This is a genomic window from Lentzea flava (genome assembly GCF_014648475.1).
GTDB classification, from domain to species: Bacteria; Actinomycetota; Actinomycetes; order Mycobacteriales; family Pseudonocardiaceae; genus Lentzea; species Lentzea flava.
Genome location: NZ_BMRE01000111.1, coordinates 1 through 10,325 on the forward strand (window position 1 = coordinate 1; position 10,325 = coordinate 10,325).

Genomic DNA, 10,325 nt, shown 5'->3' on the forward strand with positions numbered 1-10,325 from the left:
CCGTGCCCATGTCAAAACCCAAGCGCCTCCTGGTTAAAACACCAGGTCCACCCGAGGTGGACAAAAGCGCCGTTCATCAAGCAAGGCGGCCCCGGCAGGGCGTCTGGGGGGAGTACGCCGTGAGCCGGGGCCGCGAAGCGGCTGGGCCCGAGGGGGGAGGGGGCCAAGCGCCGCTGGTGTTCCACTCTGCCCTGATCGGACCAAATCCGCCAGGGTGGATGTACCTGTTTTTGGATTTCTCGTACGTACGGGTTACTCGTAGAGCCCTTCGTACAACGCAGAGTGAAGACGGTGCACCACACCGCGTTTGACCTTCAACGTCGGGGTGAGCTCGCCCTCCTCCTGGGACAGATCACGGCTGAGCAGCACGAACTTCTTCACCTGGGAAACGCTGGCGAAGTGCGAGTTCGCTTCGTCGACAACTTCCTGCACGAGCGCTCGCACGTCCGGGTGACCCACCAAAGATTCGAGGTCGGACGGCAATCCCCGCGCGGTCGCCCACGGCACGATCTCGTCGGCGTCGAGTGTGAGCAGAGCCACACAGTAGGGCTTGCGGTCGCCGAACAGGACCGCGTGCGAGATCCAGCGGGACTGGCGCAGGACGTTCTCCACGTTGGCGGGCGCGATGTTCTTGCCGCCCGCGGTGATGATGATGTCCTTCTTGCGGCCCGTGATCGTGACGAAACCGTCCGCGTCGATCTCGCCGAGGTCGCCGGTGTGCAGCCAGCCGTCCTGGATCGTGGCAGCGGTCGCCTCGTCGTTGTTCCAGTAGCCCGCGAACACGTGCGGGCCGCGCATCAGCAGTTCGCCGTCGTCCGCAACGGACATCTCGAGGCCCGCCACGCCGGACGCGCCGACCGAGCCGAGTTTGAAGCTGTCCAAGGTGTTGATGGTGCCGACCGCGGTCGACTCGGTCATGCCGTAGCCCTCCAGCACCGGCACGCCGGCCGCGTGGAAGAACCGCAGCACCTCGCGGGAGATCGGCGCGGCACCGGACAGCGCCTGCACGAGCCGTCCGCCGAACACCGCCCGCACCTTGGCGAACATCGCGTCGACCTGCTCGAACGCCGCCGCCATCTCCGGAGGAACCGGTTCGCCGGCGGCACGCCTGCGCCGCACCTCCAGACCCACGGCCACGGCCTGCGCGAGCTGCTCCGGTGGCACGGCGGCGGTGACGAACGTGTAGATCTTCTCGAAGATGCGCGGCACCGACGGCAGGAACGTCGGCTTCACCTCGGCGAGCTCCGGCACGATCGCCGTCATGTCGCCGCCGTAGTACGCCAGCGCGCCACCGCGGTACATGGTGCCGAACATGACGATCTGCGCGAAGACGTGCGCCAGCGGCAGGAACAGGTAGACGGTGCCGGTCATCGCGTCGATGCGGGCTTCTTCGGCGACACGGCACAACGCGACCCAGTTCGCGTTGGTCAGGACGCAGCCCTTGGGCGGCCCCGTGGTGCCCGAGGTGTAGATGATCAGGCTCGGGTCCTCCGGCTTGATCGCGGCACGGCGGGAGTCGAGCTCGTCGGCCAGCGGTGACGTGCGGCCGATGTCCTGCAGCTCGGCCAGCGTCGGCCGGTCACCCGCGGGCTCGATCGTGAAAACTGTTCGCAGTTCGGGAAGTTCGCCTCGGACGACCTCGACCTTGACGCACTGGGCCTCGTTCTCGGCCACCACCATCGACGCGCCGGAGTCGCCAGCCACCCAGGCGATCTCCTCCGCCGTGCTCGACGGGTAGATCGGCACGACGATGCCACCCGCCGCGAGCACCGCGAGTTCGACCGCCGTCCACTCAGGACGGGTGTTGGCGAGCACGCAGACCCGCTCACCCGCCTTCAGTCCGGCGTGGACGAACCCCGACGCGAGGTCCAGCACCAGCTCCGAGACCTCGGCGTAGGTCTGCTCGCGCCACTCGCCGTGCTGCTTGAACCGCCACGCCACCGCGTCGCCGTAGGCCTGCTCCGCGAGGAACGGCAGGTCGGCTATGCGGCGGACGGCTTGCACCGCGGTGGGGCTGGTGACTCCGGCGGTCATGGCGGCTCCTGGGGGCGTCGGTGATCTCTAGGCGGGCACGACCTGCACGCGGGTGCCGTTCAGGACGGCGGTGCCCGAGAGCGGGTCGATGCGGAGGTCGTCGGTGAGGAGGTTGACGTTCACGCCGGCGTGCTCACGGGCGACGGAGAGCTGCGTTCCCGGCTGGTCGTGGCCCCAGCCGTGCGGCATCGAGACAACGCCGGGCGCGATGTCATCGGTGACCTCGACCAGCACCTCGACCTTGCCGACGCGCGAGGTGACCTGGGCGGTCGCGCCGTCGGTGAGGCCGAGGCGGTGAGCGTCGCCGGTGTTGACCAGCAGCGTGCACAACGGCTTGCCCTTCACCAGCGCGGGCACGTTGTGCATCCAGGAGTTGTTGGTGCGCAGGTGCCTGCGGCCGATCAGCACCATGTCCGTCTCGGGGTTCTCCAGCGCCTTCAGCACGCGCGGGAGGTCGTCCATGATCGGCTGCGGGGTGAGCTCGATCTTCCCGGACGGCGTGCGCAGGATCTCCGGCAACCGCGAGGTGAGCGGGCCGAGGTCGATGCCGTGCGGGTGGTCGAGCAGCTGCCGCAACGACACCCCGTACGGGCCGGTGCGGAGTTTCAGGTCCAGCAGGCGTTCCTCGCGGGTCTCGCCCTTGGGTTCGAAGTCGACGCCGAGCTGCTGCTTCAGCCCGGCGAGCTGCATCGCGGCGATGGCGTCGAGATCGGCGTCCGGGCCGAGGCCGCTGAAGATCGTGGCGAGCCGGAAGAAGATGTCCGTCTCGTCGACCCTGCCTTCCTCCAGCGGAATCGCCGCGCGCGAGTACTTCACGACGTTGCGCACGGAGTTGTTGAGGAACGCGATGTCGTAGTGGGCGCGGCGGGACGGCGGCGGCGTCGGCAGGATGACGTCCGCGTGCCGGGTGGTCTCGTTGAGGTACGGGTCAACGCTGACCATGAAGTCCAATGAGGACAGAGCCTCGTTCACCCGAGCCGAGTTCGGCAACGACAGCGCGGGGTTGCCGCCGATCGTGAACAGCGCCCGCACCTGGCCCTCACCGGGCGTCTCGATCTCGTCGGCCATCGTGACCGCCGGGAACTCCCCCATCACCTCGGGGTGTCCCTTGACCCGGCTGTGCCAGCGGCCGATGCCGAAGCCCTTGCCGCGGCCCGGTCCGCGCTTGCCGTGCGCGGGCAGCGGCCACATCGCGCCGCCGGGCCGGTCGAGGTTGCCGGTGAGAACGTTGAGCGTGTCGACCGCCCACGACGCGACGGTGCCGAACTCCACGGTCGTCGTGCCGATGCGGCCGTACACCGCGGCACGTTCGGCACCGGCCAGCCGCCTCGCCAGCGCGCGGATCGTGGCCGCGTCGACACCGGTGCGTTCCGCGACGGCGTCCGGGGAGAACGGCTCCACGTGCGAGCGGATCGCCGTGTGGTCGGTGACGTGCCCGGCGAGGTCTCGCAGGTTCACCAGGTCCTGCGCGAACAGTTCATGGATCAACGCCAGCAGCAGGAACACGTCCGTGCCCGGCCTGATCACGACGTGCTGGTCGGCGGCCTGGGCGGTGCGGCTGCGGCGCGGGTCGACCACGACGAACCGGCCACCGCGCTTCTGCAGGTCCCTGAACCGGCCCGGTGCGTCCGGAACGGTCCAGAGGCTGCCGTTGGACGAGAACGGGTCCGCGCCCAGCACCAGCATGAAGTCGGTGCGGTCGATGTCGGGCACCGGGATCGAGAAGATGCTGCCGTACATGTGGCCGCACTGGACGTGCTTGGGCATCTGGTCGACGGTGCTCGCGGTGAACACGTTGCGGCTGCCCAGCGCCTTGCGCAGCGGCCCCGCGTAGAGGCCGCCCGCGAGCGAGTGCACGACCGGGTTGCCCAGGTACAGCGCGACCGAGTTGCGGTCGGGGAAGTCCTTGAGCCGTTCGTCGATGTACCGGAACGCCTCGTCCCAGCTCGCCTCCCGGAACTCGCCGTCGCGCTTGATCAGCGGCGTGCTGAGCCGGTCAGGATCGGCGTCGAGCGTGCCGAGTGAGGCGCCCTTGGGGCAGATGAAGCCCTTGCTGAAGTCGTCCTCGCGGTCGCCGCGCACCTTGGTGATGCGGTCGCCCTCGACCGTCAGCTCCAGCCCGCACGTCGCCTCGCAGAGCGGGCAGGTCGTGAATACGGTCCTCATGAGTCCCCTAATTCCGGCTTCCTAACGGGTACTAGTCGCCTGCCACCGGACGCAATCGCCCAGCCGAGGTCAACCCGAACAGCTCACTGACAGCCCTCGCGATCATGTCGGGTCGTTGCAGGGTGTGCTCGAAGCGGAACCCGATGACCGCCTGCGACCCGCCGAGCAGACCGGTCAGCTTGATGGATTCGTCCTGGTCAGCGCCATAGCAGACGATTCGGCCGAACGGCGCGAGTGCTTTCAGCGAGGCTTTCAGGGTGCCTCCTGGATCGAGTACGACGTCGACCTCTTTGCCCTCGTTCGCCTGAATCATCCGTTCCGCCAGGCCGTCTTGATCGGACTCGACGGCGACGTCCGCGCCGAGCTTCACCGCCCTGCGCCGCCGCGACTGGCTGGACTCGGTGGCAATCACGCGTCCGGCGGCGAAACTGCGGGCCAGCTGGACGGCGATCGCCCCGACCTCGCTCGCGGCGTCGTGCACGACGATCGACTCGTCCGGCCTGAGGTGCGCGCACGTGCGCAGCAGGTGCCAGGCCGTGGTGCCCGCTCTGGCCAGCGTCAGCGCCTGGTCGTCGGTGACGCCCGCGGAGACCGGGAGGTGGAGGCGGCCGGCGACGACCACCACGCGGCGCCCGCCCTCCTCGACCCGGATCTCGTCGACCGCCTCGGCTGTGCGCATGCAGCCCATCTCACGGCGCGTGCGCGACCGGTTGTAGTGCGGCTTCCACGACAACTAAGAATCCGGCGCGTACTTCCGGCGTAAGACGGAGTGAGTCCAAGCGGGTACGCTCCGTTGCGAGGTCTGGCGGACCTGTGTGCACAGGTGCAGCATGTGCCGGTGAACGCCGCACTGCGCACCACCGTGACGATCCTCGCGGTAGCCGTCGCCTACTACGCCACGGCGAAGGTGGGGCTGGTCCTGGCGCTGGTCAAGGGTCAGGTCACTCCACTGTGGCTACCCACCGGGATCTCCGTGGCGGCGCTGCTGATGTCGGGTCTGCGGATCTGGCCCGGCATCGCGCTCGGCGCGTTGACCGCCAACATCGCGCTCGGCACCGGGCCAGGCGCGACCGCGCTGATCACGATCGGCAACACCGCCGCGCCGCTGGCCGCCTGGTACCTGCTGACGCGCTTCGGGTTCCGGCCGCAGCTCGACCGGCTGAAGGACGCGCTGCTGCTCGTGTTCGCCGGTGCGCTGGGCGCGATGCTGATCAGCGCGGTGGTCGGCACGACGGCGTTGAAGCTCGACGACGTGATCCCGTGGCACGAGGCGCCTGCCGTGCTGTCGGTGTGGTGGACCGGCGACGCGATGGGCGTTCTGGTGTTCACGCCGTTGCTGCTGACGCTTCCCCGGCGGTGGAACGCGCCTGCCGGACGGCTCGCGGAGGCCGCGTCGCTGCTGGTCGTCACCGCGGCACTGGCGGCGTTCGTGACCACGACGCAGCTGCGGTTGCTGTTCCTGGTGTTCCCCATGCTGATCTGGGCGGCGCTGCGGTTCCAGCACGCGATCGCCGCTCCGTGCGCGGTGATCATCTCCGTGGCCGCCGTGATGTCCGCGGCCGGCGGCCACTTCGCCTCTGGCGGCCTGTTGGCCACGATGATCGTGCTGCAGGCGTTCAACGGCTCGGTCGCGCTGACCGGGCTGATCCTCAGTGCCGTCACGAGCGAGCGCAACCAGGCCCGCGAGGCCATCGAGCGCGCGTGCCTGCAGCTCGCCGAAACCGTTGCCAACTACCAGGAGGAGGGCGTGCGCAAGCGGCTCGGCCGGGTCGTGCCGCCCGGCTAGCGCTGCATCGCGTCGAGCACGCGGGCCAGTTCCAGGCGGGACGAGACGTGCAGCTTGGCGTAGATCCTCGAGAGGTAGACCTCGATCGTCCGCGGGCTGTAGTGCAGTGCGGCGGCGATGTCGCGGTTGCGCATTCCCTGCTGCACCAACCGGGCCACGTTCTCCTCGGCCTCGGTCAGCAGGCCCGGTGCCTTCGAGCGGGCTCGCGGGACCTTGGCTCCCAACGCGCGCAAACGGTTGCCCGCCTGACGGCGCAGGCCGTGGGCGCCCAGCCGCTGGAACGCCGTGTAGGCCTCGACCAGGACCGCGACCTCGTCCGCGCAGACCTCGCCCAACGCGAGCTGGGCGCGGGCCTTCTCGAACTCCAGGCCGCCCGTGGCGGCTTCGGACACCGCCTCCCGCAACAGATCGGCGTCCTGGCGCACCACGCCCGTCACCCGCCGGACGGTGGTGCGCGACCACGGCGACACCCTCGTCCGTGACACGGAAGCCAGGCGGTCCAGGGATTCCAGGGCGGCGCCGGTGCGGCCGCGTTCCAGGTCCAGCTCGATCATCCTGGCCACGAGGACGCAGGAGTAGGCGGCTTCGAGGCGACTGCCGACGGCGTCGGCGAGCAGGATGTAGGCCTCGTCGATCTCGCCACGCGCGATCAGGTATTCGGCGTGGGCCGCGGCGTGGAGCTTGGAGATGTTCACGGACTGCGGGGCGGGCAGTGCGACCAGGCGGGCCGCCACGTCCAGTTCGCCGCGCCACGTGCGGATGGAGAGCTCGACGGCCTGCAGGACGCCCAGCGCCTGATCAGCTTGGGCGGCCTCGACGTCGGGGAGCCAGCGGCCGATGCCGTCCAGGGCGGCGTCCCAGCGTCCGCCCAGCCAGTCGAGGGCAACCCGGGAGGCGGCGCGTTCGGCCCGGAAGCCGTGGGAACCGACCTGGTCGACCAGTTCCTCGGCACGGCGCAGGCGCCAGGAGGCGTCGTGGACCAGGCCGGCCAGGGCGGTGATCGAGGCGCACACGGAGAGGGCCTGCAGTTCGAGCATCGGCTGACCGTCGCTGTAGGACAGTGCGCGGTTGGCGTACTCGACCGTGCGGTCGTGCTGGAAGAGCAACGACGACAGCATCGCCAGGTGCTCGAAGACGATCACGCCTTCAGCCGGGGAGCTGATCGGGAGCGCCTCGATGCGGGCCACCTCGGAGACGGCGTCCTCGTGGCGGTTGTTGTAGACGAGGAGCACTGCTCGTTGCGCTTCCAGGGAGGCCGGGCCGTTCGCCACCTCCTCGTCGGCCAGAGCCAGGGCCTCCGCAGTCCGGCCGACGGAGAACAGCGAGGAGATCACGGCGGTGGCCACCCGCGTGCGTTCCTGGCCTGGCGCCAGGGATTCCAGGGCGGCGAGGCCGGGATCGATCGCGAGGGCCGGGCGGGACGCTCTGGCCAGCACGCGGCATTGCAGGGCCAGCAGGTCCGCGCGTTCGGGGGCGGTGCGGGGCAACAGCTGCAGGGCCCTGGCGCACAGGGCGGCGGCGGTTTCCGGTGCCGTCGCGCGGGCCACGGACGCGGCTTCGGCCAGCACCTCGACGGCCGCGCGGTCGCCGGGAGCGGCGGACTCGGCCAGGTGCCAGGCGAGTTGGAGGAGGTCCACCGGGAGGCCCTGGGAGCGATCCTCCAGCAGGCGTGCGGAGATCAGGGAGTGGAGGTGACGGCGTTGGGCCGGCCCCACCTCGTGATAGAGCGCTTCGCCGACCAAGGCGTGCGAGAAGCGGTAACCCCGGTCGTCGTCGTGCACGACTATGTGGGCGCGCAGGAGTTCGTCGAAGGCGGCGACGACCGTCGACTCGGGCAGTGACGCCACGCGGGCCAGCAGGGGGATCTGGTCCAGGCGAACCCGGCGGAACACCGAGACGGCACGGGCCACCAGGCGGGTGTCGTTCTCCAGCGGGGCCACCCGGCGCAGCACGGCCTCGCGGCGGGTCAGCCGGATCGCGTCCGGCGAGACGGCCAGGCGAGCTCGGTTGTTGTCGACCGTCACCAGGTCGAGTTCCTGCAACGAACGGGCGATCTCGGTGACGAAGAACGGGTTGCCGTCGGACCGTTGCCCGACCTCGCGGGCCAGGGCCTCGTCCACCGGCGTCTGCAGGACCGACTCGACGATGCGGGCCACGTCGGCGTCGGAGAGCGGGGCGAGGTCGAGGCGCAGGACCTCGGCGTGCTGCTCCACCCGGTCCAGGAGGTTCTCCGCGCCCGGTTCGCTGGTGTGCGAACGGCTCGCGGTGACCAGCACCAGCGGCGCCGCCGAGACCCGGCGCAGCACCAGGGTGAGCAGGGCCAGGGAGTCGTCGTCGACGTGGTCGAGGTCGTCGATCAGCAACGCGGCGGGACGTGCCGCCGTGAGCTCGGTGAGCAGGCGCACCACGCGGTCGCAGGCCCGGCCGAACCACGCGCCGGAGTCCTCGGTCGCGGAGAACTCCAGTGCGGACAAGGCCTCCGCGCGGAGCTTGTCCAGCGGTGCGGCGAGAGACCGGATCAGCGCGACCACCGCGCCGTACGGGATGCGTTTGCCGAGAACGTCCGACGCCGAGGTGAGCACGCCGCAGTGACGTTCGCGCAGGCGGTGGGCGATCTCCCCGAGCAGGCTGGTCTTGCCGATGCCCGGTTCTCCGCTGACCCGCACCACGACGAGGCCGGTCGCGGGCGCGGCGTCCACGCGGTCGAGGACCGCGCGCAGTTCCGGTTCCCGTCCGCGGAGTTCGGTCCTCCGGGTCCCGGCGCGGAGCGGAGTGTCGGCGATGACGGCCTCCCGGCGAGCTTCGGCGGAGCAGCGCTGAGTCTTCCATGTGGGTGGCTCGGCTCGGCAAGGCCCGCTTTCCGTGCGCGATCAGTCACTCTCAGTAGAAGGATTGATCCAGGATGCGGCCGTACGCGTTAGGCGCTGAGTGTTCCCTACTGACTCGTGGTTTCGCACGGTGATGCCCTTGGGGCAACCGCTGCTCCCCCCGAGGAGGATCCATGTCGATCCAGGGAACCTGCGCCCCGCAGTTCGCCGAGGTGCGTGCCGAGTTCGAACGCAACTTCGCCGAGCGCGGCGAGGTGGGCGCCTCCGTGCACGTGACCCTCGACGGCGAGCCCGTCGTCGACCTCTGGGGCGGTGTGGCCGACCCCGCCACGGGTCAGCTCTGGTCCGAGGAGACCATCGTCCACGTCTGGTCGTGCACGAAAGCCGCGACCGCGCTCTGCGCGCACATGCTCGCCTCGCGCGGTGCACTCGACCTCAACGCGCCGGTCACCGAGTACTGGCCCGAGTACGGCGCCGAGGGCAAGGACACGACGCTCGTCCGGCACGTGCTGAGCCACCAGGCAGGCCTGCCAGCGCTCACCGAGTGGCTGCCCGCCGGCGCCTTCTACGACTGGGACCTGGTCACGGCCGCGCTCGCGGCGCAGAAGCCGTTGTGGCAGCCGGGCACGCGGCACGGGTACCACGGCCTGACGTTCGGCTTCCTGGTCGGCGAGATCGTCCGCCGCGTCACCGGGCTGTCGCTGGGCCAGTTCTTCGAGAAGGAGGTGTCCGGACCGCTCGGCCTCGACTTCTGGATGGGGCTGCCGGAGGACCTCGAACCCCATGTCGCGCACACGATCCCGGTCGACCCGACGCAGCCGGGGATCTTGCTGCCGTCGCTGTTCATCACCGCGTTGACCCAGCCCGAGTCGGTGCCCGGCCTGATGCTGCTCAACAACGGCGGCTACATGACGCCGGGCGAGTCCGACTCGCGGGCCGCGCACGCCGCCGAGATGGGCGCGATCGGCGGCATCTCCAACGCCCGCGGGCTCGCCGGGATGTACCGGCCGCTGGCGCTGGGCGGCGAGTACAACGGGGTTCGGCTGGTCGAACCGGCACAGCTCCCGCAGATGTCGAACGTCGCCGTGGCAGGGCTCGACGCCGTGGTCGGGGTGCCGTCGCGGTTCGCGCTCGGGTTCCAGAAGGCCACCGACAACGCGCACCTGCCGCCGAACGACCGTGAAGGCCTGCTGCTCCCCGAGGAAGCGTTCGGGCACAACGGGATGGGCGGCTCGCTCGGGTTCGCCGACCCGAAGGCGCGGATCTCGTTCGGCTACGCCATGAACCGGCAGGGGCCGGGGCTCGGCGTCAACGAGCGCGGACAGTCCCTTGTGGACGCCGTGTACCGCACGCTCGGCTATCACCGAACCGGTGGCGGCACCTGGTTCGCCTGATCTGAAACACGATGAACGGCGCATTCGTTCACCTGGTGTTTTAACCAGGGGGCTGTTAATCTTTGACATGGGCACGGCCACCGCTTGATCATCTTCGGGTTCCTCTCACAGAGCTCG

The 10,325-nt window shown here is 70.0% G+C and carries 6 protein-coding genes; 2 read left to right on the forward strand and 4 right to left on the reverse strand.

Annotation, left to right across the window (positions count from 1 at the left end):
• Nucleotides 1–252: 252 nt before the first annotated feature.
• Genes IEZ09_RS45275 through IEZ09_RS45285 form a run of 3 tightly spaced genes read right to left on the reverse strand, consistent with a single transcriptional unit; the run spans nucleotide 253 to nucleotide 4,879 of the window.
• Nucleotides 253–2,034, reverse strand: a complete 1,782-nt coding sequence (locus IEZ09_RS45275; RefSeq protein ID WP_189260040.1) for an AMP-dependent synthetase/ligase — start codon at nucleotides 2,032–2,034, stop codon at nucleotides 253–255.
• A 27-nt stretch (nucleotides 2,035–2,061) separates the two neighbouring features.
• Nucleotides 2,062–4,200 carry a molybdopterin oxidoreductase family protein gene (locus IEZ09_RS45280; RefSeq protein WP_189260041.1) on the reverse strand — a complete coding sequence of 713 codons (2,139 nt, stop codon included), beginning with the start codon at nucleotides 4,198–4,200 and terminating at the stop codon, nucleotides 2,062–2,064.
• A 31-nt stretch (nucleotides 4,201–4,231) separates the two neighbouring features.
• Entirely contained in the window at nucleotides 4,232–4,879 is a 648-nt protein-coding gene (locus tag IEZ09_RS45285) for a zinc-binding dehydrogenase (RefSeq protein ID WP_189260042.1), read from the reverse strand.
• 159 nt (nucleotides 4,880–5,038) lie between these two features.
• Here IEZ09_RS45285 and IEZ09_RS45290 point away from each other — a divergent pair, with 159 nt between their 5' ends.
• Nucleotides 5,039–5,986, forward strand: a complete 948-nt coding sequence (locus tag IEZ09_RS45290) for an MASE1 domain-containing protein (protein ID WP_229813551.1) — start codon at nucleotides 5,039–5,041, stop codon at nucleotides 5,984–5,986.
• Here IEZ09_RS45290 and IEZ09_RS45295 read toward each other — a convergent pair.
• Entirely contained in the window at nucleotides 5,983–8,769 is a 2,787-nt protein-coding gene (locus IEZ09_RS45295; RefSeq protein ID WP_268247703.1) for a helix-turn-helix transcriptional regulator, read from the reverse strand. The two genes, IEZ09_RS45290 and IEZ09_RS45295, sit on opposite strands and share 4 nt — an antisense overlap.
• Before the next feature lie 218 nt (nucleotides 8,770–8,987).
• Between IEZ09_RS45295 and IEZ09_RS45300 the strand changes: the two genes are divergently transcribed.
• Nucleotides 8,988–10,208, forward strand: a complete 1,221-nt coding sequence (locus tag IEZ09_RS45300) for a serine hydrolase domain-containing protein (protein WP_189260045.1) — start codon at nucleotides 8,988–8,990, stop codon at nucleotides 10,206–10,208.
• Nucleotides 10,209–10,325: the final 117 nt, after the last annotated feature.

What these genes read in the sequence shown, in the direction of transcription:
- IEZ09_RS45280 (WP_189260041.1), bottom strand. Translation starts at nt 4,200, where the DNA reads ATGAGGACCGTATTCACGACCTGCCCGCTCTGCGAGGCGACGTGCGGG.
- IEZ09_RS45275 (WP_189260040.1), bottom strand. Translation starts at nt 2,034, where the DNA reads ATGACCGCCGGAGTCACCAGCCCCACCGCGGTGCAAGCCGTCCGCCGC.
- IEZ09_RS45285 (WP_189260042.1), bottom strand. Translation starts at nt 4,879, where the DNA reads ATGCGCACAGCCGAGGCGGTCGACGAGATCCGGGTCGAGGAGGGCGGG.
- IEZ09_RS45300 (WP_189260045.1), top strand. Translation starts at nt 8,988, where the DNA reads ATGTCGATCCAGGGAACCTGCGCCCCGCAGTTCGCCGAGGTGCGTGCC.